The organism is Pseudomonas sp. 10S4, from assembly GCF_034344865.1.
Classification (GTDB): Bacteria; Pseudomonadota; Gammaproteobacteria; order Pseudomonadales; family Pseudomonadaceae; genus Aquipseudomonas.
In genome coordinates this window covers 2,444,704-2,465,443 of sequence record NZ_CP133774.1, presented here as the reverse complement: position 1 = coordinate 2,465,443, position 20,740 = coordinate 2,444,704, and the positions used below count along the sequence as shown (strand labels likewise).

The window sequence follows — 20,740 nt, the reverse complement described above, 5'->3', positions numbered from 1 at the left end:
GCGGGAAATTGGTTGGAGGGGATTGCACGTAAATGTGGCGCAGGAGCATGGCTGATAGCTTTTGTGGCGAGGGAGCTTGCTCCCGCTGGGCGCGCAGCGGCTCTGAAAGTAGACGACTGCTTCGCAGCCGAACGGGAGCAAGCTCCCTCGCCACAATGATTAGTCACCCCTTGGAACGCAAAACGCCAACCCGAAGGTTGGCGTTCTGTTGTCAGCTCAAGCGAGGCTTAGCGCGGTACAACCGGCTTGCGCGCAGGCTTTGGCCCTTTGCCTTTGGCCGCGTCCTTGCGGTCCTTGGCGGCTTGCTGGTTGCGGGCGAACGCCGCAGCCTTGGCCTGTTCACGCTTGTCCCACGAGTTACCACCATCGCTGGCACGCGGCGGCAGGCCGGTGTGCTGAGTGAGGATCTTGGTGGTCTTTTCAGTTGCTGCCACTTTATGGCTGCCAGCCGGTGTCGAGTTCTTGCGACGGGCGCTCTGGTAGCTGTCGGTGGCCGGTTGATGCAACGGAATCAGCTGGGTTTTTCCCGGCCCGATCAGGTCGGCGCGGCCCATGCGGGTCAGCGCTTCACGCAGCATCGGCCAGCCTTTCGGGTCGTGATAACGCAAGAACGCCTTGTGCAGACGACGCTGCTCTTCGCTCTTGACGATGGTCACGGCGTCGCTCTTGTAAGTGACCTTACGCAGCGGGTTCTTGCCCGAGTGGTACATCGCGGTGGCGGTAGCCATCGGCGACGGGTAGAACGCCTGCACCTGGTCGGCGCGGAAGCCGTTGCCCTTGAGCCACAAGGCCAGGTTCATCATGTCTTCGTCGGTGGTGCCCGGGTGGGCGGCGATGAAGTACGGAATCAGGTACTGCTCTTTCCCGGCTTCCTTGGAGTACTTCTCGAACATGCGCTTGAACTTGTCATAGCTGCCAATGCCCGGCTTCATCATCTGGTTGAGCGGACCTTCCTCGGTGTGTTCCGGGGCGATCTTCAGGTAACCACCCACGTGGTGAGTCACCAGCTCCTTGACGTATTCCGGCGACTCGACCGCGAGGTCGTAGCGCAAGCCGGAAGCGATCAGGATCTTCTTCACACCCGGCAAGGCACGGGCGCTGCGATACAGCTGGATCAACGACGAGTGGTCGGTGTTCAGGTTCGGGCAAATGCCAGGGAACACGCACGATGGCTTGCGGCACGCGGATTCGATTTCCGGGGTCTTGCAGGCGATGCGGTACATGTTCGCGGTCGGGCCGCCGAGGTCGGAAATGACGCCGGTGAAGCCTGGGACCTTGTCGCGGATCTCTTCGATTTCGCGAATGATCGACTCTTCGGAACGGTTCTGGATGATCCGGCCTTCGTGCTCGGTGATCGAGCAGAAGGTGCAGCCACCGAAGCAGCCACGCATGATGTTCACCGAGAAGCGGATCATGTCGTAGGCCGGAATTTTTTCCTTGCCGTACGCCGGGTGCGGAATCCGTGCGTAAGGCATGCCGAACACGTAGTCCATTTCTTCGGTGGTCATCGGAATCGGCGGCGGGTTGAACCAGACGTCGACTTCGCCATGCTTCTGTACCAGCGCGCGGGCGTTGCCCGGGTTGGTTTCCAGGTGAAGCACGCGGTTGGCGTGAGCGTAGAGAACCGCATCACCACGAACCTTCTCAACCGATGGCAGACGAATCACGGTTTTATCGCGAGTCATCTTCGGGCTGGCCAGGATCTGTACGACCTTGGCTTCTTCCGGGTCTTCAACCGGACCTTTTTCCTGTTCGATGGCGCAGGCTTGGGTGTCCTGGGTGTTCACGTACGGGTTGATGATCTTGTCGACCTTGCCCGGACGGTCGATACGCGTGGAATCGACTTCGTACCAGTCTTTCGGCGTATCGCGACGGATGAACGCGGTGCCGCGCACGTCGGTGATGTCTTCGATCTTGTGACCGTAGGACAGACGCTGGGCGACTTCGACAATCGCACGCTCGGCGTTGCCGTAGAGCAGGATGTCGGCGCAGGCGTCGATCAGGATCGAGTTACGTACCCGGTCCTGCCAGTAATCGTAATGAGCGATGCGGCGCAGGGAAGCTTCGATGCCACCGAGGACAATCGGCACGTTTTTGTAGGCTTCTTTACAGCGCTGGCTGTAGACCAGGCTCGCGCGGTCCGGACGTTTGCCCGCCATGCCACCGGGGGTGTAGGCGTCATCGGAACGGACTTTCTTGTCGGCGGTATAGCGGTTGATCATCGAGTCCATGTTGCCGGCCGCGACACCGAAGAACAGGTTCGGCTCACCGAGCTTCATGAAGTCGTCTTTGGACTGCCAGTTCGGCTGGGCAATGATCCCGACGCGGAAGCCCTGGGACTCCAGCAGCCGGCCGATGATCGCCATACCGAACGACGGATGGTCAACGTATGCATCACCGGTGACGATGATGATGTCGCAGGAATCCCAGCCGAGCTGATCCATCTCCTCCCTGCTCATGGGCAGGAATGGCGCTGGCCCGAAACATTCGGCCCAGTACTTGGGATAGTCAAATAACGGCTTGGCTGCTTGCATCATGTCGATAACCGGTGTTGGCTTTCATTGAATTTCGCGGGCGCGGAATATAGCACAAAAAATAACCAATTCCGACGGCTATGGTCGGAAATTGGTGAAGCCTGATTTGCTCGAAGAGCCTGAGACCCCGCACAGCCCCTGTGGCTAGGGAGCTTGCTCCCGCTGGGCTGCGAAGCAGCCCCAAAACCTGCAACTGATTTTTTCGGATAGACCGCATTCTCAGGCTTTGCGACTGCTGCGCAGTCGAGCGGGAGCAAGCTCCCTCGCCACAGTTTTCTGCTGGGTTACTCGTCGTCGAAGTTGTAGCTGCCCGGCGCAAGGTTTTCGAAGCGCGTGTACTTACCGATGAACGCTAGTCGCGACGTGCCGATCGGACCGTTCCGCTGCTTGCCGATGATGATCTCGGCGATGCCCTTGTGCTCGGTTTCCGGGTGGTACACCTCGTCCCGGTATACGAACATGATGACGTCAGCATCCTGCTCGATCGCTCCGGATTCCCGCAAGTCGGAGTTGATCGGGCGTTTGTTCGGCCGTTGCTCCAGGGAGCGGTTGAGCTGGGACAGCGCCACCACCGGGCAGTTGAATTCCTTGGCCAGGGCCTTCAAGGAACGGGAGATTTCGGAAATCTCGTTGGTCCGGTTGTCGCCGCTTGAACCCGGGATCTGCATCAGTTGCAGGTAGTCGATCATGATCAGAGCGACATCGCCGTGCTCACGCACCAGGCGTCGAGTCCGCGCACGCATCTCCGACGGGCTGATACCAGCGGTATCATCGATGAACAGCTTGCGGTCATTGAGCAGGTTGACCGCCGAAGTCAGGCGCGGCCAATCGTCGTCTTCCAGGCGGCCGGCCCGGACTTTGGTCTGGTCGATACGGCCCAGGGACGACAACATACGCATGATCAGCGATTCGCCTGGCATCTCCAGCGAGTAAACCAGTACGCACTTGTCGCTGCGCAACACGGCGTTTTCCACCAGGTTCATCGCAAAGGTGGTTTTACCCATCGATGGACGGCCGGCGACGATGATCAGGTCAGACGGCTGCAGGCCGCTGGTCATCCCGTCGAGGTCGGTGTAACCGGTCGACAGGCCGGTAATGGCGTTGTCGGTGTTAAACAAGGTGTCGATGCGGTCGATGGCCTTGGTCAGCAGGTCATTCACACTCACCGGGCCGCCGGTTTTTGGCCGGGCCTCAGCGATCTGGAAGATCTGTCGTTCGGCTTCGTCGAGAATCTCTTCTGCCGTGCGGCCTTCGGGGTTGAAGGCGCTGTCGGCAATTTCGGAGGCAATGCCGATCAGTTGGCGCAAGGTCGCCCGTGCACGGACAATCTGGGCATACGCCTTGATGTTAGCGACGGATGGCGTGTTTTTCGCCAGTTCACCGAGGTAACCGAGGCCACCGACTTGCGAGGTCTGACCTTCCTTGTCCAATTGCTCGGCCAGGGTCACGACGTCGATGGGCGAGTTCTGGTCCGCCAGTTTGGCGATGGCACGGAAGATCAGGCGGTGGTCATGCCGATAGAAATCGCCATCCGAGACCTGATCGAGCACGCGTTCCCAGGCATTGTTGTCCAGCATCAACCCACCGAGCACAGCCTGTTCGGCCTCGATGGAGTGCGGCGGCACCTTCAGGGAAGCGGTTTGCAGATCATATTGCTCGGGAGCGGAGATATCGTTCATGGCCACTTGAATTAGTATTTTGAAAATCAGGAACTGCAGAAAGACAAAGGGCACGACCTGTAAACAGGATCGTGCCCGATGTTAACCGTCTGACGGACAAGCCGCCAGCCGATCAGTGTTGCTTAAGCTGCTACCACGACAACGCGTACGGTGGCTTCAACTTCAGCGTGCAGGTGCACGGCTACGTCGAATTCGCCTACGTTGCGGATGGTGCCGTTCGGCAGACGAACTTCGCTTTTTGCAACTTCAACGCCAGAGGCGGTCAGTGCATCAGCGATGTCGTGAGTACCGATCGAACCGAACAGCTTGCCTTCGTCACCAGCGGTGGCAGTGATAGTCACTTCCAGCTCAGCCAGTTGGGCGGCGCGGTTTTCAGCCGAAGTTTTACGGTCTGCTGCGGCTTTTTCCAGCTCAGCGCGACGCTCTTCGAACGCAGCCACGTTGGCAGCGGTCGCAGCGGTAGCTTTGCCGTAAGGCAGCAGGTAGTTACGACCGTAACCAGCCTTAACGTTCACTTTGTCACCCAGGTTGCCCAGGTTGGTGACTTTTTCCAGAAGGATCAGTTGCATGTGAAAATCCTCTTAACTTTTAACCTTCACCGTTCGCGTTATCGGCGTCTTTCGGCGCCAGACGACCGCGAAAATCAATCAGGCTGTCGACGATGGCCAAGACCACCAGCAACGGATAGATCAGTTGCATAAACAGCAACAGCGTCACGTACAACCCCACCAGCCAGAACCTGGCCAGTCGCTTTTGCGCCACCAGCCCGTGAATCAGGGCCAGCCCGGCGAACACCAGCGGTACACTGCACAACGGCGTCAACATCGCCAACTGAGAACCGAAGTTCGGCCCCAGCAGCATGAACGCCAGCAGTAACATCGCCAGCCCCAGCGGGAATCGGATGGCGCGAAACTCGCGACCAAAACCACCCGGGTTGTACAACAACGCCTGCCAGTAGCGCCCGACAAGCAGGCTCAGCACACTGACGATTTGCAACAAGGCCGCAATCAGGCCGGTCAGGACCGGTGCAATCAGGGACGCGAAACGCGCTTGCTCGTCTACCGACAACTTCTGGTAGACATCACCGAGTAGCGACGGCATGACCTTTATCAAGGCCTGCGCCAGCATCTCGATTTGGGGAGCAAAAGCTGTCCCCAGCACCACCGAAAACACCACTCCCATCGCTATGCTGACCAGCAGCACGCGGTTCCAGGACTCACTTGCGCGCAAAACCAACGCAAGGCTCCAAGACCCCAGCAGCACCAGAAGTGCCCGTGGGTCGTCGGAGTAAAGCCACCAGACCAATGCCGGCAGCAATCCCAGAGCAAGTACGCCAATGGCGTCCTTCAATCCGCGCCGCAGGAGCACAAGGCATCCCGCGGCAGCACCCAACCAATACAACAACGGCAACGTTGCGCATCCGGCCACTACCAGAGTGGCCTGCATACGGCCGCGCATGATGAACTCAGCTATGGCGCGCATGCATTCAATCCTTTGCTACGTGTCGACTGCCCGGTCTCAGCGGCCGTGGCTGTCGGTGTAGGCCAGCAGGGCCAGGAAGCGGGCGCGCTTGATAGCGGTGGCCAGCTGACGCTGATAACGAGCTTTGGTACCGGTGATACGGCTTGGAACAATTTTGCCGGTCTCGGATACGTATGCTTTCAGGGTGTTGAGATCTTTGTAATCGATCTCTTTCACGTCTTCAGCGGTGAAGCGGCAGAATTTACGACGACGGAAGAAACGTGCCATGTAATAGGCTCCTCAAAAGGTCCGTGGATTACTCGTCAGCGTTATCGCTGTTGTCGCTGTCATCACTGTCAACGCCTTCAGCGTCGGAGTGCTCAGGACGGTCGCGACGCTCACGGCGCTCACTGCGGTTTTCTTCAGCCTTGAGCATCTCGGATTGGCCAGTAACGGCTTCTTCGCGACGGATGACCAGGTTACGGATCACTGCATCGTTGTAGCGGAAGTTGTCTTCCAGCTCGGCCAGGGCCTTGCCAGTGCATTCAACGTTCAGCATCACGTAGTGAGCCTTGTGAACATTGTTGATTGCGTAGGCCAGTTGACGACGGCCCCAATCTTCCAGACGGTGGATTTTGCCGCCGTCTTCTTCGATCAGCTTGGTGTAACGCTCTACCATGCCGCCGACTTGCTCGCTTTGATCCGGGTGGACCAAAAAGATGATTTCGTAATGACGCATGAATGCTCCTTACGGGTTGTAGCCTGCCGTTCAAAAACGGTCAGACAAGGAGTGAATGACACTTATGGACTTGCCGGCGATAGACACATGCGTGCCTGCCGTCACAGCAAGGGGCGCAATTGTAGAGAAGGGACAGAAGAGGTGCAAGGCAATTGGTGATTATTTGAACAGTTCGTCCGCACACCGATTTTTGCCTCGCCACAAACCACTGTGGGAGCGAGCTTGCTCGCGATGAGGGCACAACATTCAATATTTATGCTGAATGTTACGCCGTTATCGCAAGCAAGCTCGCTCCCACAGGGATTACAACTTGGCTTAGGACTTCTTGCCGCCCGCAGCCGCCTTGACACTACGCTGACGCTGAGCCTCGAACAGGCACACGCCGGTCGCTACGGAAACGTTGAGACTGCTGACGCTGCCGGTCATCGGCAAGTGCACCAGGTAGTCGCAAAGATCGCGAGTCAGGCGACGCATGCCGCTGCCTTCAGCACCCATGATCAGGATGGTCGGGCCGGTCATGTCTTGCTGATACAGACTCTGCTCAGCCTCGCCCGCCGTGCCGACAACCCACAAGCCACGCTGCTTGAGTTTTTCCAGGGTACGCGCCAGGTTGGTCACTGCCACCAACGGAATCACTTCCGCCGCGCCGCAGGCCACTTTACGGACCGTTGGGGTCAAGGTAGCTGACTTGTCCTTCGGCACGATCACCGCCAGTGCACCGGCCGCATCGGCCGAACGCAGGCAAGCGCCGAGGTTGTGCGGGTCGGTCACGCCGTCGAGCACCAGCAACAACGGTGCGCCTTCGCTGCGATCGAGCAGCTCGTCGAGCATCGCTTCGCCCCAGACCTGGCTCGGACTCACGTCCGCCACCACACCCTGGTGCACGCCATCAACCCAGGCGTCGAGCTCACGACGCTCGGCGTTGCCGACAGGCACGCGATTTTCATTCGCCAGCGCGATCAGCGCCTGTACACGCGGTTCGCTGCGGCCTTCAGCCAGCCAGATCTGCTTGACGCGTTTTGGGTGGTGACGCAGCAACGCTTCTACCGCATGCACGCCGTAGATTTTTTCCAACTGACTCATGACTTGGCCTTAGGTTTACGCGCCCCGCCGCTTTTGGCAGCTGGAGCCGAACCCGCTTTTGGCGGGCCTTTACGGTGTTTACTCGGTTTCGCTGGCTTGCCGCCGGGAGCCTTTTCAGGCGCCGACCGTCCGGTCTTTCCCCCAGACGCCGCTTTACCGCCGCTTTTCGCTTCAGACAGCAACGCCTGCTTCATTTCACGGCTTTTGCGCAGCTCGGCGTTTTTCGCCGCCGCATCGCTTGGGCGATAGGCTTCTGGAGCCTTTTCCTTGACAGGACGACGACCGGTTTTCGCCGGAGCCGGTTCTGCAGCCGTTTTTGCAGCAGAGGCAGCAGGTGCGGTGGCTTCAGTACCGCGCTTCTTGCGACCGATCGGCGCGCTGATGGTCTTTTCAGCCATCTCGAAGTCGATCTTGCGTTCGTCGAGGTCTACGCGCATCACGCGCACTTCAACGGTGTCGCCGAGGCGGAAGCTACGACCGGTACGCTCACCGGCGAGGCGGTGGTGCACAGGATCGAAGTGGTAGTAATCGCCCGGCAGCGCGGTGACGTGCACCAGGCCTTCGACGTAGATGTCGGTCAGCTCGACGAACAGGCCGAAACCGGTCACGGCGGTGATCACACCAGGGAACGACTCGCCCACGCGGTCTTTCATGAACTCGCACTTGAGCCAGTTCACTACGTCCCGGGTCGCTTCGTCGGCACGGCGTTCGCTCATCGAGCATTGCTCGCCGAGCTGTTCCAGGGTCGCTTCGTCGTACGGATAGATGCGCGCCTTCGGAATGGTCATCGCACCGGCACGGCGAACGTGCGGGGTGTCCATTTTCGAATGGATGACGCTGCGAATCGCCCGGTGCGTGAGCAAGTCCGGGTAGCGGCGGATCGGCGAGGTGAAGTGGGTATAGGCTTCGTAATTCAGGCCAAAGTGGCCCTGGTTATCAGCGCTGTACACCGCCTGGCTCAACGAACGCAGCATGACGGTCTGGATCAGGTGGAAATCCGGACGGTCCTTGATGCTCGCCAGCAATGCCTGGTAATCCTTCGGCGACGGGCCGTCCTTGCCTTTGTGCAGGGACAGGCCGAGCTCGCCCAGGAAGGCGCGCAGTTTTTCCAGACGCTCCGGTGGCGGACCGTTGTGCACGCGATACAGCGCAGGAATTTCGTGTTTCTTCAGGAATTCAGCCGTGGCCACGTTGGCCGCCAGCATGCACTCCTCGATCAGTTTGTGCGCATCGTTACGCACGGTCGGACGGATTTCAGCAATCTTGCGCTCGGTGCCGAAGATGATCCGGGTTTCCTGCGTTTCGAAATCAATCGCACCACGCACGTGACGAGCACCCAGCAGCACTTTGTACAGTGCGTAAAGCTGCTTCAGATGCGGCAGAACGTCGGTGTACTCGCCGCGAAGCTGACGTGCTTCGGTGAGTTTCGGCGTTTCGAGCATCGCGCTGACTTTGTTGTAAGTCAGACGAGCGTGGGAGTGGATCACCGCTTCGTAGAAGCAGTAGTCGGTCATCTCGCCGGATTTGGAGATGGTCATCTCGCAAACCATGGCCAGGCGATCGACGTGCGGGTTCAGCGAGCACAGGCCGTTGGATAGTTGCTCTGGCAGCATCGGCACGACGCGCTCGGGGAAGTACACCGAGTTGCCACGAACCTGGGATTCGTTGTCCAGCGCCGAACCGATTTTCACGTAGCTGGAGACGTCGGCAATCGCCACGTACAACTTCCAGCCACCGGAGAACAGGCGCAGCTTGCCTGGCTTGGATTCGCAGTAAACCGCGTCATCGAAGTCGCGCGCATCTTCACCGTCGATGGTTACGAACGGCAGATGGCGCAGGTCGATGCGCTTCTCTTTGTCTTTCTCTTCGACTTCCGGCTTGAGCTTGGCGGCTTCTTTCAACACCGCCTCAGGCCATACGTGCGGGATATCGTACGCGCGCAGGGCGACGTCGATTTCCATGCCCGGCGCCATGTAGTTACCCACAACTTCAACCACATCGCCTTGCGGCTGGAAGCGTGGTGTCGGCCAGTGAGTGATCTTCACTTCAACGAATTGACCGATCTGGGCGTTGGCGTTGCGGCCCGGGGTAACCAGCACTTCTTGCTGGATCTTCGGGTTATCCGCGACCACGAAGCCGATACCGCCCTCTTCGAAGTAACGACCGACGATGGTCTCGTGAGCACGGGACACCACTTCGACGATCATCCCTTCGCGGCGACCGCGACGGTCCAGGCCGGAAACACGGGCCAGGGCACGGTCGCCGTCGAATACCAGGCGCATTTGCGCCGGGCTCATGAACAGGTCGTCACTGCCGTCGTCCGGGACCAGGAAGCCGAAGCCGTCACGGTGACCGCTGATGCGGCCCAGGATCAGGTCGAGCTTGTCCACCGGCGCATAAGTGCCGCGACGGGTATAGATGAGTTGAGCGTCGCGCTCCATGGCGCGCAGGCGGCGGCGCAGGGCTTCGAGCTGGTCTTCTGTGGTCAGACCAAACTCTTCGACCAGCTGCTCGCGGTTAGCAGGCGAACCTCGATCAGCAAGGTGCTGAAGGATCAGTTCGCGGCTAGGAATAGGGTTTTCATATTTTTCCGCTTCACGAGCGGCCTCGGGATCGAGGGACTGCCAATCGGCCATTAGAGAGTTTTCACCTTGTCTATATGCGGGTTAGTTTGGCATAGGCGTAATGAAACGGGAAATTTCAGGCTATGACAGCCCATCTAAAGCCCTTTATTGACACCGCGAAGCTGAATTAAATGCCACCGGCGAAATATTCCCGGTTTTTTTGATGCAAGGGGTTTACAGTTAAAAAGACGCTCCGTATAGTGCGCGCCATCGACGACGTACTAGCGTTGCCGATACTGCCCAGATGGTGAAATTGGTAGACACGCCAGCTTCAGGTGCTGGTGACCGCAAGGTCGTGGAAGTTCGAGTCTTCTTCTGGGCACCAATTTAGAGCTTGAGATTAGATCAATTTCAAGGCTCACACAAAAACCCGCGAAAGCGGGTTTTTGCATTCTGAGCTTCTGATTTATTAAAACCAAATCAGGGGTTTACAGATCAAAAAGCTCTCCGTATAGTGCGCCACATCAACAGCGGCAACGCTGAAGATTATGCCCAGATGGTGAAATTGGTAGACACGCCAGCTTCAGGTGCTGGTGACCGCAAGGTCGTGGAAGTTCGAGTCTTCTTCTGGGCACCAATTCAAATTTCAGAGCTCGCTCTGGGATTTCACAAAAACCCGCGAAAGCGGGTTTTTGCGTTTCTGGCCTGAAAATACCCTTCGGCACCGCTTTTTTGTGGCGAGGGAGCTTGCTCCCGCTGGGGTGCGAAGCGGCCCCCTCCCCTTCCCGATAAACCTTATGATCCGGTTTTACGACTGCTTCGCAGCCGAACGGGAGCAAGCTCCCTCGCCACAAAAGCCCGCACTAGCCACCTTCGGCCAACCCTCTACCAGCCCGCAAGGCGCACTTGAGAAGCAATATCGTTTATCATTGTTGCAAGTTTTTGCAATGCGACAGTGAGGAACCCTGCGAATGATGTTTCGAAATACCCTGCGCCGCGGCCTGACCTTTACCCTCCTCGGCCTGGCACTCGCCACTCCCCTCACCCAAGCCGCCGACCCGGTATCCCTGACGCTCTATAACGGCCAACACAAGGAAGTCGGCGACGCTGTCGCCAAAGCCTTTGAAGCCAAGACCGGGATTCACGTCAATGTGCGTAAAGGCAGCAGCAACCAGCTCGCCAGCCAGGTCGTCGAAGAAGGCGATCGCTCCCCGGCCGATGTGATCTACACCGAAGAATCGCCGCCACTGAACAAGCTCGGCGAACAAGGCCTGCTGGCTCAGGCCGATGCCGCCACCCTCGCCGTCCTGCCGAAAGATTACGTCGCGGGCAACGGCACCTGGATCGGCATCACCGCCCGGGTCCGCGTGGTCGCCTTCAACCCGAAACTGGTCGATGAAAAAGACCTGCCGAAATCGGTCATGGAATTCTCCGATCCAAAATGGCAAGGCAAGGTCGGTTTCGTACCTTCCAGCGGCGCCTTCCAGGAACAAGCCGTGGCGATCATCAAGACCCACGGCATGGACGCTGCCGAAGAATGGCTGACCGGCCTGCGCGCGTTCGGCAAGGTTTACAGCAACAACATGGTCGCCCTCAAAGCTGTGGAAAACGGCGAAGTCGCGACCGTGCTGGTAAACAACTATTACTGGTTCGCCTTGCAGCGCGAAAAAGGCCAGCTCGACTCGAAACTGCATTACTTCACTGGCGGCGACGTCGGCGGACTGATCACCGTTTCCAGCGCTGCCGTGCTGAAATCCAGCAAACATCCAAAAGAAGCCCAGCAATTGCTCGCCTACATGGCCAGCGAAGAAGGTCAGCGCGTGATCACCCAGACCACCGCCGAATATCCGCTGCACAAAGGTATGGAATCGGATCGTGGGCTCAAGCCGTTCAGCGAACTCGAAGCCCCCAAAGTCACGCCAGCCGACCTCGGCAATGCCGAAGAAGCTCTGGATCTGGAACGTGACGTTGGCTTGAACTGATGTGCGCATCGCTATCCGCCCCCGCCGCGCCTGGGGGTTACGTGCCACGACGTAAACGGCCGTCGATCTGGCTGCTGCTGCCAGTGTTATTGCTGGTTGTGCTCAGCTTGCTGCCGCTAGCCTATGTCGGTCTCAAAACCTGGCAGGCAGGCTGGGCCGAAGCGCTGCATCTGCTGTGGCGGCCGTATGTGTTTGGCCTGCTGCGCAACACCCTGTCGCTGATGATTGGCGTGACCCTGGCTTGCGGCGTGATCGGCCTGTCGCTGGCCTGGCTGCTGGAGCGCAGCAACCTGAAGGGACGGCGACTGTGGGGCGTGATCCTGTGCTTGCCATTTGCGGTGCCGGCGTTTGTCAGTAGCTTTACCTGGGTTTCCCTCAGCGCTCATTTCGAAGGCTTGGGCGGGGCGATTCTGGTGATGACCTTGTCCAAGTATCCGCTGGTATTTCTGCCGGTGGCGGCGACGCTGCGCAATCTTGACCCATCGCTGGAAGAGTCCGCCCGCACCCTGGGGCTGAATCGCTGGGGCGTGTTTTTCAGAATCACCCTGCCACTGCTTTGGCCTTCCTTGCTGGCCGGTTCGCTGCTGATCGCGCTGCACATGCTGGTGGAGTTCGGCGCGCTGTCGATCATTGGCCTGCAGACGTTCACCACGGCGATCTATCAACAGTTCGAACTGGAATTCAGCAACGCCAATGCCGCGATGCTCTCGGCGGTGCTTCTGGCGCTTTGCCTGGTGTTGCTGTGGCTTGAGTTGCGCGTGCGCGGCAAGGGCCGACATGTACGCACCGGCCAGGGCGCGGCGCGCCATGCAGAACAGGTTCGACTCGGGCCTTGGGCCTTCGCTGGACAGGCTTACTGCCTGGCGCTGGCGATCATCGGCAGCGGCATTCCGCTGGGAATGCTGGCGTACTGGCTGGCAGTCGGCTCGTCGGCAGCGTTCCCGGTGGCGGCGATCAGTGAAGCGTTGCTGTCGTCCCTGGCGCTATCGCTGGGCGGCGCGGCGTTGTGCCTGGTGCTGGCGGTGCCGGTGGGGTTGCTGGTGGTGCGTTACAAAGGTCAGTTGGCGATCTGGGCCGAGCGCTTGCCGTATCTGCTGCATGCGCTACCAGGCCTGGTGATCGCACTGACCCTGGTGTATTTCGCCCTGCACTATGTGCCGGCGCTGTACCAGACGTCGATGCTGTTGCTGATCGCCTATGCGCTGCTGTTTCTGCCGCTGGCCCAGGCGCCGATTCGCACGGCGCTGAACAAGGCTGCGCCGCAACTGGAAGAGGCCGCTCGCACACTGGGTGCGTCGTCATTCAGCGCGTTTTGCCGAGTGACATTGCCGATCATTTTTCCGGCACTCGGCGCAGCGTTTGCGCTGGTGTTTCTGGATGCGATGAAGGAACTCACGGCGACGTTGCTGCTGAGTCCGACCGGGCTGAATACGCTGGCGACGGAGGTTTGGGCGCATACCGCGAATGTGGAGTTTGCGGCGGCGGCGCCTTATGCAGCGTTGTTGATTTTGGTGTCGGGGCTGCCGGTTTATCTGTTGACGACGCGGATGTATTTGAGCCGCTGAAAAGCTTCGCGGGCAAGCCTCGCTCCTACAAGGGATCGCATGGTCCTTGTAGGAGCGAGGCTTGCCCGCGAAAGCGTCAGACCTGCAAACAAAAGGCTTAAGCCCTGAACTGCCCCAGGCTCGCCTTCAATTGCGCCGCCAACCCATCCAGCACCTTCCCACTGGCCGTGGTCTCCACCACCGCCTGAGCCGCTTTCTCAGCCTGGGCATGAATGGTCTCAACCCGTCCACGCACGGCTTGCGCGCCTTGCGCCTGATGCGCCGCGGCCTGGGTCGCCAGACCAATCGCCGCATGCACCTGCTCAACCGACACCTGCACCGACTGCTGCAGCCGCGCACTGTCACGCAATACCAACAAACCTTCGCTGGCCTGACGCCCGGCCTGACCAATCGCCGCCACCGCCTCACGCGCACCTTGCTGCAAGGCCACGATGTGCGCCTGGATGTCGCCGGTAGAGCTTTGGGTCTTGCTCGCCAGCGCCCGCACTTCGTCAGCCACCACCGCAAAGCCGCGACCGGTCTCACCAGCCCGCGCCGCTTCGATGGCTGCGTTCAGCGCCAACAGGTTGGTTTGCTCGGCGATCCCGTGGATCACCGTCAGCACCACTTCAATCTGTTCACTTTGCTGCGCCAGACGCTCGATCACCTTCGCCCCGGTGTCGACTTGCCCAGCCAACGCTTCGATCAGACTGCCGACCTTCGCCGAAGTCCGAGTGTTCTCGTCAGTCGCCGAACGGATGTCTACCACTTGCTGCAACGCCGCTTGCATCGCATGACTTTCAGACTGAGCCTCATCAGCCATTTGCGACAACGCGCGCAGGCTCTCGGCCACTTCATCACGCTGCATACCGGCCGCCGCATCAGCCCCGGCATTGCGCAAGGTCATCGCACCGATTTCCACACCAGTGCGCTGGGCCACGTCGCCCGCTTCACGCACGATCGGCTGCAACTTATCCACAAAGCGATTGACCGCCGAGGCCATGTCGCCGATTTCGTCCTTGCTGTTGATCTGCACACGCTTGGTCAGGTCACCCTCACCCGCCGCCAGGTCATCCATGGCCGCAATCAGCATTTTCAGGCGATTGACCACTCGACGACCCAACACCACGGCCAGCAACAGCAACACACCGAAACCTACAATCGCCAGGCCCATGCCGATGCGCCAGCGCAAAGTACCCGCCGCTTCCTGCACGGTGTTGGTGGTGTTGGCCTGCATTTGCGAAGCGGTGGACTGCGCCGACTTCAGACGCGCGCCCATTGCCGCCGCGCTGTCCGCCGCCGCGCCTTTGAGGCTATCGCCGACCAACTGATCACTGCTGGCGATCAGCGCCGAGAAGCGCTTGTCGAGAGCTGCCAAATCGACTTCCACCGACGCTGTGGAGACACCCATCAAGACCTTGCCGATTTCCACGCCATTGGGGCTGATTGAGGCTTCGAGGTAGTAGACCGATGGATCGTTCTTCGCCGCATCCAGCACTTTGTCCAATGCCCGCTCGCCCTGGCCCTTCTCCAGCAGCGCCTTGTTGATCGGGTTCTCGCGGTTCAAATAGCGCGTCAGATGCTGGCCGGTGGCGTCGTCGTAGATCACAAACAACACGTTCGGATTGCGCTGGGCCCGACGAGCGAATTCAGACAGGGTCGGAACGTCGCTGTCCCACATGGCGCGAGGTGCGACCGAGGCCAGAAGCTGCGCCATGTCGTTGGCGGAGTCCTTCAGGTCTTTTTCCAATGTCGTACGCAACTGCGCCTGCTCATCCTTCAGACGCGAGGACAAACCGGCGGTAAGGCGCTGACGGGTATTGGTGGACAAGCTGTCCAGACTCGACGTGACTTCACGCCCCGCCTGCTCCAGTTCACCAGATAGCTTTTGACTGTCGACCCCCAAGCGATTTCCAAGATCGGCTTCCAATGCGGTGACTGTGCTCCGAGTCAGAGCGACGGCGACCAGCACTTGCACCAATAGGGCGATACCAAGGGTAACGAACACGGGCCGCAGAAGACGGCTTTGTAACAGTGAGAGAATGGCTGACACGGGAATATCCCTCTGCTTTGACGCCATTAAATTGATGGCACGCCAGAAGGGATAATTACAGCAAAGGTTGTGCCGTCCTGCAGGCATAAACGACAAAGGCCCCAATTAAGGGGCCTTTGTGTTTTACATCAACGACTTATTAAGCGAACGGGTGACGCAAAACGATGGTCTCGTTGCGGTCCGGGCCCGTCGAAATAATGTCAATCGGCGCGCCGACCAACTCTTCGACGCGTTTGATGTAGTTACGAGCAGCTTGCGGCAGCTCTTCCAGGGTCTTGGCACCGACGGTGGATTCGGTCCAGCCTGGCATCTCTTCGTACACTGGCTCGAGGCCGATGTAGCTGTCGGCGTCGGTCGGTGCGTCGATCACTGCACCATCCTGGTTCTTGTAGCCAACACAGATGTTGATGGTTTCCAGACCGTCCAGCACGTCCAGCTTGGTCAGGCACAGGCCCGAGATGCTGTTGACGTCGATAGCGCGACGCAGGATAACGGCGTCGAACCAGCCGCAACGACGGGCACGGCCGGTGGTAGCACCGAACTCGTGGCCACGCTTGGCCAGGAACGCGCCAACGTCGTCGAACAGCTCAGTCGGGAACGGACCCGAACCCACGCGAGTGGTATAGGCCTTGGTGATGCCGAGGATGTAATCCAGGTACATCGGACCAAAACCCGAACCGGTAGCGATGCCGCCCGCAGTGGTGTTGGAGCTGGTGACGTACGGGTAGGTCCCGTGGTCGATGTCCAGCAGGGAGCCTTGGGCGCCTTCGAACATGATGTCTTTGCCAGCGCGACGCAGCTCGTGCAGCTCGGCGGTGACGTCGAGCATCATCGGCTTGAGCAGCTCGGCGTATTCCATGCACTCGTCGAGTGTTTTCTGGAAGTCGATCGCTGGCTCTTTGTAGTAATTGACCAGAACGAAGTTGTGGTAATCCAGCAACTCGCCCAGCTTGGCGGCGAAACGCTCACGGTGGAACAGGTCACCGATGCGCAGACCGCGACGGGCAACTTTGTCTTCGTAAGCCGGGCCGATGCCGCGACCGGTGGTGCCGATCTTCAGCTCGCCGCGGGCCTTTTCACGCGCCTGGTCCAGCGCAACGTGATAGGACAGGATCAGCGGGCAGGAAGGGCTGATACGCAGGCGCTCGCGCACCGGTACACCTTTCTCTTCCAGCTTGATGATCTCGCGCAGCAGAGCGTCCGGTGCAACCACCACGCCGTTGCCGATCAGGCACTGCACGCCTTCGCGCAGCACGCCCGACGGGATCAGGTGCAAGACGGTTTTTTCGCCGTCGATCACCAGGGTGTGGCCAGCGTTGTGGCCACCTTGGTAGCGCACTACGGCGGCAGCATGTTCGGTCAGCAGATCAACGATCTTGCCTTTGCCCTCATCACCCCATTGGGTGCCCAGGACTACGACATTCTTACCCATAACACTTGTCCTCATTCGCGCAAACTTGGTGCCGGCAGCCGCCGGCAGGAAAACTCAAGAAGCCAGCGGCAATACTTGCCAAAGCCCGTTCTGCTGAATCAATTGCCGGTCGCAGTCCGCTTCACGGGCGGCGGCCAATGGTTGCCCAGGCAACGCCTGAACGACACGCTGACCCTCACTGCGCAACTGACAAACCTGCTGCCAGAGTGCCGCATCCGTACTGTCAGGCATCCAGATACCGCCAGACGGTAGCTCGATCTCAGCACGCCCCAGGGTCACCAGGGTTTTTAAATCGGTAGAGAAACCCGTTGCCGGGCGGGCACGACCGAAGTCGGCGCCGATGTCGTCGTAACGACCGCCCTGGGCAATGGATTGGCCAACACCCGGTACGAACACCGCGAACACCACACCGGTGTGGTAGTGATAGCCGCGCAGTTCGCCCAGATCGAAGTAAAGCGGTAATTCCGGGAAACGCGTGGACAGACGGTCGGCAATCGCCAGCAAGTCTTCCAGCGCAGCCAGTACCGGCGCCGGCGCATTGGCCAGACGCTCACGGGCAGCGCTCAACACTTCACGGCCGCCACACAGGTCGACCAGCGCTCGCAACATGCCCGACAGATCGGCAGGCAGGCCTTCGGTCAAGGTAATGACCTCGTCGATAGCCTTGCGTTGCAATGCGTCGAACAATTGTTGCTCGACTTCACCGGACAAACCGGCGGCGCGGGCCAGGCCACGGTAGATACCTACATGACCGAGGTCCATGTGCACGTCTGGCACATCGGCCAGTTGCAGCATGGCCAGCATCAGGCTGATAACTTCCACGTCGCTGCTCGGGCTGGCGTCGCCGTACAACTCGGCGCCCAACTGGATCGGGCTGCGCGAAGACGACAACGCCCGCGGCTGAGCATGCAGCACGCTGCCGGCATAGCACAGACGGCTCGGGCCTTCGCGACGCAGGGTGTGCGCATCGATGCGCGCCACTTGCGGCGTGATGTCCGCACGGAAACCCATCTGCCGGCCCGATTGCGGGTCGATGACCTTGAAGGTACGCAGATCCAGGTCCTGGCCCGCGCCGGTCAGCAGGGATTCCAGGTACTCGATATGGGGAGTCACGACAAACTCGTAACCCCAGCTCTGGAACAGATCCAACACCTGGCGGCGCGCTACTTCAATGCGCGCCGCTTCTGGTGGCAGTACTTCTTCGATGCCATCTGGCAGCAGCCAGCGGTCTACCGTTGCCATTACGCCATTCCCCTATGATCCGGGCGGCCAGCCGTTGGGCGAGCCTTGAGTGAAGCAGAAAATGATCGGCTCATGCGCAAACCACGCGCATGAACGACGTGGCGAAAAGCCTGAAACCGGCTTCGCCAATCACTTTCCTCGAAAAACCGGTCGAGTCATTCAACTCGGACGCCTGCCAAAAAACCGCAATCAAACGTGCAGACGCAAAAAAGCCGGGAATTTCCCGGCTGCCGCATCATACACACGTTTTCCCAAAGGATCACCCCGCCGCAGGTTTTAGCTGCCAGGCGGGGGATGATTCAGGTCAACGTTGTATCAAGGCTTGGACTTTTCCAGATAACGGAAGAAGTCGCTGCTTGGGTCGAGGACCATGACGTCGGTTTTGTTCGCGAAGCTTTCACGGTAGGCACGCAGGCTACGGTAGAAACCGTAGAACTCCTGATCCTGGCCGTAAGCCTTGGAGTAGATCGCAGCAGCCTGGGCGTCACCGTCACCGCGAACCTCTTCGGATTCACGATACGCTTCGGCCAGCAACACGCGGCGTTGACGATCGGCGTCGGCACGGATGCCTTCAGCCAACTCGTTACCCTTGGCGCGGTGCTCGCGAGCTTCACGCTCACGCTCGGTGCTCATACGTTCGAACACACTGCGGTTTACTTCTTTCGGCAGATCGATGGCCTTGACCCGAACATCGACAACTTCGATACCCAGCTCTTTTTCCGCCATCTTGTTCAGCGAAGCGGTGATGTCAGCCATCAGCGCGTCACGTTCACCGGAAACCACTTCGTGCAGGGTGCGCTTACCAAACTGGTCACGCAGGCCCGATTCCAGACGACGGGACAGACGCTCGTCAGCAATCTGCTTGAGGCCGGACGTTGCGGTGTAGAAGCGCTCGGCATCTTTCACGCGCCACTTGGCGAAGGCGTCAACCATGACGGCTTTCTTTTCCAGCGTCAGGAAGCGTTGTGTCGGTGCATCCAGTGTCATCAGGCGTGCGTCGAATTTGCGCACCTGGTTAACGTAAGGCACTTTCACATGCAGGCCTGGCTGAACATCAGTCTGGACCACGCGACCGAACTGCAGCATCACCGCACGCTCGGTCTGAGCCACGATGTAGAAGCAGTTCCAGCCAACCAGCAGCACAACGACGCCAACGATCAGGGCGATCAGCGATTTATTGCTCATCAGCGGGTCTCCCTTGTGCGCGTTTGCGGCAAGTCAGTGACATGCGGCGCGACATCCGTGTTGCTATTGGCGGCGGCAGAACCGGTTACCGGCGCATTACCGCCTGAACTGTTCTGAATCATCTTGTCCAGCGGCAAGTACAGCAGATTGCTCTGGCCATTCTTGTTGCCGGTCACGAGAACCTTGCTGGTGTTGGTGAAGACTTCCTGCATGGTGTCCAGGTACAGACGCTGGCGGGTAACTTCGGGTGCCTTGCGATACTCGGCCACCAGTTTGGTGAAGCGATCAGCCTCACCCTTGGCGCGCGATACCGTTTCGTCACGGTAACCGTTGGCATCTTCAAGGATACGCTGGGCCTGACCACGGGCTTCCGGCACGACGCCGTTGGCGTAGGTTTCAGCCTGGTTGCGCGAACGCTGCTCGTCTTCACGGGCACGGATCACGTCATCGAAGGCTTCCTGGACTTCACGCGGTGCCGCTGCGTTCTGTACGTTGACCTGGGTGACGGTGATACCGGTGCGATAGGTATCGAGGAAGCGTTGCAGACGCTCCTTGATTTCGCTGGCCATCAACTCACGACCTTCGGTCAGGACCTGATCCATCGCGGTGGAACCCACCACATGGCGCAAGGCGCTGTCGGTCGCTTGCTGCAGGCTGATTTCCGGCTGATCGACGTTCAGCACGAAATCCTGCAGGTTGCTGATCTTGTACTGCACGGTCAGCGGCACTTCGACGATGTTCTCGTCTTCGGTCAGCATCTGGCCTTGCTTGGTGTACGAACGCTCGCGCGTCACGTTTTCCATGTACTTTTTATCGATCGGCGGGAAGTAGATGTTCAGGCCCGGGCCGACTGTTTCGTAGTACTTGCCGAAGCGCAGCACAACGGCTTGCTCCTGCTCGTCGACCACGTAGACCGCGCTGTACAGCCACACGGCGGCGAGCACGACCAGGCCGATGCCGAGCAGGCCGCCGAAGCCGCCACTCCTGCCCGAACCACCGCCGTCGTCACCACGTTTCTTACCACCACCGAACAACCCGTTCAGGCTTTCCTGCAGCTTTCGGAAGGCCTCGTCGAGATCCGGTGGTCCCTTGCGGTCGCCGTTATTGCGGCGCTTGCCACCCCAAGGATCCTGATTATTCGAGTTGCCACCCGGCTCATTCCAAGCCATAGCGCTCTCCATCTGATAAAGCAAAGACGCACCCACGGCGCGCCGACCAATGCTACAGAATGCCTGTCACCGC

Annotated in this window: 15 protein-coding genes and 2 tRNA genes; 4 read left to right on the top strand and 13 right to left on the bottom strand. The window is 59.5% G+C overall.

Annotation, left to right across the window (positions count from 1 at the left end; genetic code table 11):
• Window positions 1-227: 227 nt before the first annotated feature.
• The 8 genes from RHM58_RS11355 to rnr all read right to left on the bottom strand — a co-directional run bounded on the left by RHM58_RS11355 (window position 228) and on the right by rnr (window position 10,132).
• Window positions 228-2,534 carry a YgiQ family radical SAM protein gene (locus RHM58_RS11355; protein ID WP_201205112.1) on the bottom strand — a complete coding sequence of 769 codons (2,307 nt, stop codon included), beginning with the start codon at window positions 2,532-2,534 and terminating at the stop codon, window positions 228-230.
• A gap of 284 nt (window positions 2,535-2,818) precedes the next feature.
• The gene (dnaB, locus tag RHM58_RS11350; RefSeq protein ID WP_201189496.1) at window positions 2,819-4,213 is read right to left on the bottom strand and encodes a replicative DNA helicase; all 1,395 of its coding nucleotides are present in this window, start codon (window positions 4,211-4,213) and stop codon (window positions 2,819-2,821) included.
• A gap of 122 nt (window positions 4,214-4,335) precedes the next feature.
• Complete coding sequence (gene rplI, locus RHM58_RS11345; RefSeq protein WP_054044100.1) at window positions 4,336-4,782, bottom strand: 50S ribosomal protein L9; 447 nt, start codon at window positions 4,780-4,782, stop codon at window positions 4,336-4,338.
• Window positions 4,783-4,801: 19 nt separating this feature from the next.
• The gene (locus RHM58_RS11340) at window positions 4,802-5,695 is read right to left on the bottom strand and encodes a hypothetical protein (RefSeq protein WP_201200147.1); all 894 of its coding nucleotides are present in this window, start codon (window positions 5,693-5,695) and stop codon (window positions 4,802-4,804) included.
• Window positions 5,696-5,731: 36 nt separating this feature from the next.
• Window positions 5,732-5,962, bottom strand: a complete 231-nt coding sequence (gene rpsR / locus RHM58_RS11335) for a 30S ribosomal protein S18 (RefSeq protein ID WP_002551829.1) — start codon at window positions 5,960-5,962, stop codon at window positions 5,732-5,734.
• 28 nt (window positions 5,963-5,990) lie between these two features.
• Complete coding sequence (gene rpsF, locus RHM58_RS11330) at window positions 5,991-6,413, bottom strand: 30S ribosomal protein S6 (RefSeq protein ID WP_007939579.1); 423 nt, start codon at window positions 6,411-6,413, stop codon at window positions 5,991-5,993.
• 315 nt (window positions 6,414-6,728) lie between these two features.
• Entirely contained in the window at window positions 6,729-7,496 is a 768-nt protein-coding gene (rlmB, locus tag RHM58_RS11325; protein WP_322270397.1) for a 23S rRNA (guanosine(2251)-2'-O)-methyltransferase RlmB, read from the bottom strand.
• The gene (rnr, locus tag RHM58_RS11320; RefSeq protein WP_322270394.1) at window positions 7,493-10,132 is read right to left on the bottom strand and encodes a ribonuclease R; all 2,640 of its coding nucleotides are present in this window, start codon (window positions 10,130-10,132) and stop codon (window positions 7,493-7,495) included. The genes rlmB and rnr overlap by 4 nt, the downstream gene beginning before the upstream one ends.
• Window positions 10,133-10,358: 226 nt before the next feature.
• Here rnr and RHM58_RS11315 point away from each other — a divergent pair.
• The 4 genes from RHM58_RS11315 to RHM58_RS11300 all read left to right on the top strand — a co-directional run bounded on the left by RHM58_RS11315 (window position 10,359) and on the right by RHM58_RS11300 (window position 13,607).
• Window positions 10,359-10,445, top strand: a tRNA-Leu gene (locus RHM58_RS11315).
• A 165-nt stretch (window positions 10,446-10,610) separates the two neighbouring features.
• Window positions 10,611-10,697: transfer RNA gene (locus RHM58_RS11310), tRNA-Leu, on the top strand.
• Window positions 10,698-11,031: 334 nt separating this feature from the next.
• Window positions 11,032-12,042 carry an extracellular solute-binding protein gene (locus RHM58_RS11305; RefSeq protein ID WP_322270392.1) on the top strand — a complete coding sequence of 337 codons (1,011 nt, stop codon included), beginning with the start codon at window positions 11,032-11,034 and terminating at the stop codon, window positions 12,040-12,042.
• Window positions 12,042-13,607: an ABC transporter permease gene (locus RHM58_RS11300; RefSeq protein WP_322270390.1), complete on the top strand. Its 1,566-nt coding sequence runs from the start codon at window positions 12,042-12,044 to the stop codon at window positions 13,605-13,607. The genes RHM58_RS11305 and RHM58_RS11300 overlap by 1 nt, the downstream gene beginning before the upstream one ends.
• A gap of 97 nt (window positions 13,608-13,704) precedes the next feature.
• Here the strand turns inward: RHM58_RS11300 and RHM58_RS11295 are convergent, their stop codons facing one another.
• The 5 genes from RHM58_RS11295 to hflK form a co-directional block, all read right to left on the bottom strand.
• On the bottom strand, window positions 13,705-15,639 hold the full coding sequence (locus RHM58_RS11295; RefSeq protein ID WP_201200137.1) for a methyl-accepting chemotaxis protein: 1,935 nt from the start codon (window positions 15,637-15,639) through the stop codon (window positions 13,705-13,707).
• A gap of 139 nt (window positions 15,640-15,778) precedes the next feature.
• On the bottom strand, window positions 15,779-17,071 hold the full coding sequence (locus RHM58_RS11290) for an adenylosuccinate synthase (protein ID WP_010464193.1): 1,293 nt from the start codon (window positions 17,069-17,071) through the stop codon (window positions 15,779-15,781).
• A gap of 54 nt (window positions 17,072-17,125) precedes the next feature.
• Window positions 17,126-18,313, bottom strand: coding sequence for an ATP phosphoribosyltransferase regulatory subunit (locus tag RHM58_RS11285; RefSeq protein WP_201200135.1), 1,188 nt, complete (start codon window positions 18,311-18,313; stop codon window positions 17,126-17,128).
• A 315-nt stretch (window positions 18,314-18,628) separates the two neighbouring features.
• Window positions 18,629-19,498: a protease modulator HflC gene (gene hflC, locus RHM58_RS11280; RefSeq protein ID WP_201200133.1), complete on the bottom strand. Its 870-nt coding sequence runs from the start codon at window positions 19,496-19,498 to the stop codon at window positions 18,629-18,631.
• Window positions 19,498-20,667, bottom strand: a complete 1,170-nt coding sequence (gene hflK / locus RHM58_RS11275; RefSeq protein ID WP_201200130.1) for an FtsH protease activity modulator HflK — start codon at window positions 20,665-20,667, stop codon at window positions 19,498-19,500. The genes hflC and hflK overlap by 1 nt, the downstream gene beginning before the upstream one ends.
• Window positions 20,668-20,740: the final 73 nt, after the last annotated feature.

What these genes read in the sequence shown, in the direction of transcription:
- RHM58_RS11305 (WP_322270392.1), top strand. Translation starts at nt 11,032, where the DNA reads ATGATGTTTCGAAATACCCTGCGCCGCGGCCTGACCTTTACCCTCCTC.
- rlmB (WP_322270397.1), bottom strand. Translation starts at nt 7,496, where the DNA reads ATGAGTCAGTTGGAAAAAATCTACGGCGTGCATGCGGTAGAAGCGTTG.
- RHM58_RS11290 (WP_010464193.1), bottom strand. Translation starts at nt 17,071, where the DNA reads ATGGGTAAGAATGTCGTAGTCCTGGGCACCCAATGGGGTGATGAGGGC.
- rplI (WP_054044100.1), bottom strand. Translation starts at nt 4,782, where the DNA reads ATGCAACTGATCCTTCTGGAAAAAGTCACCAACCTGGGCAACCTGGGT.
- RHM58_RS11355 (WP_201205112.1), bottom strand. Translation starts at nt 2,534, where the DNA reads ATGCAAGCAGCCAAGCCGTTATTTGACTATCCCAAGTACTGGGCCGAA.
- dnaB (WP_201189496.1), bottom strand. Translation starts at nt 4,213, where the DNA reads ATGAACGATATCTCCGCTCCCGAGCAATATGATCTGCAAACCGCTTCC.
- rpsF (WP_007939579.1), bottom strand. Translation starts at nt 6,413, where the DNA reads ATGCGTCATTACGAAATCATCTTTTTGGTCCACCCGGATCAAAGCGAG.
- RHM58_RS11340 (WP_201200147.1), bottom strand. Translation starts at nt 5,695, where the DNA reads ATGCGCGCCATAGCTGAGTTCATCATGCGCGGCCGTATGCAGGCCACT.
- RHM58_RS11285 (WP_201200135.1), bottom strand. Translation starts at nt 18,313, where the DNA reads ATGGCAACGGTAGACCGCTGGCTGCTGCCAGATGGCATCGAAGAAGTA.
- rpsR (WP_002551829.1), bottom strand. Translation starts at nt 5,962, where the DNA reads ATGGCACGTTTCTTCCGTCGTCGTAAATTCTGCCGCTTCACCGCTGAA.
- hflK (WP_201200130.1), bottom strand. Translation starts at nt 20,667, where the DNA reads ATGGCTTGGAATGAGCCGGGTGGCAACTCGAATAATCAGGATCCTTGG.
- rnr (WP_322270394.1), bottom strand. Translation starts at nt 10,132, where the DNA reads ATGGCCGATTGGCAGTCCCTCGATCCCGAGGCCGCTCGTGAAGCGGAA.
- hflC (WP_201200133.1), bottom strand. Translation starts at nt 19,498, where the DNA reads ATGAGCAATAAATCGCTGATCGCCCTGATCGTTGGCGTCGTTGTGCTG.
- RHM58_RS11300 (WP_322270390.1), top strand. Translation starts at nt 12,042, where the DNA reads ATGTGCGCATCGCTATCCGCCCCCGCCGCGCCTGGGGGTTACGTGCCA.